This is a genomic window from Streptococcus sp. HMSC064D12, from assembly GCF_001837205.1.
Taxonomy (GTDB): domain Bacteria; phylum Bacillota; class Bacilli; order Lactobacillales; family Streptococcaceae; genus Streptococcus; species Streptococcus salivarius_D.
In genome coordinates this window covers 413-918 of the sequence record NZ_KV831776.1, presented here as the reverse complement: position 1 = coordinate 918, position 506 = coordinate 413, and the positions used below count along the sequence as shown (strand labels likewise).

Sequence of the window (506 nt, the reverse complement as noted above, 5' to 3'; positions counted from 1 at the left end):
CAACAAGTGCGAGCGAATCCGCAAGTACATCAGCATCCATGAGTGCTTCAACAAGTGCATCTGAATCAGCCAGCACTTCAGCATCGCAAAGTGCCTCAACTAGCGCATCTGAATCAGCCAGCACTTCAGCATCGCAAAGTGCTTCAACCAGCGCTAGCGAATCGGCAAGTACTTCAGCGTCCATGAGCGCTTCAACGAGTGCAAGTGAGTCAGCAAGTACTTCAGCGTCCATGAGCGCCTCAACAAGTGCTTCAGAGTCAGCAAGTACAAGTGCTTCCATGAGCGCTTCAACAAGTGCGAGCGAATCCGCAAGTACATCTGCGTCACAGAGCGCCTCAACAAGTGCGAGCGAATCGGCAAGTACGTCAGCATCGATGAGTGCCTCAACAAGTGCTAGCGAGTCAGCAAGTACTTCAGCATCCATGAGTGCCTCAACAAGTGCCAGTGAATTGGCAAGTACATCAGCGTCACAGAGCGCCTCAACAAGTGCGTCAGAATCCGCAAGT

At 52.0% G+C, this 506-nt stretch carries 1 pseudogene; it reads right to left on the bottom strand.

The annotated features are described in order from the left end of the window. A pseudogene (locus HMPREF2697_RS10585) lies at positions 1-424 on the bottom strand (MSCRAMM family adhesin SdrC); the annotation flags it as partial. Between the last annotated feature and the right edge of the window lie 82 nt (positions 425-506).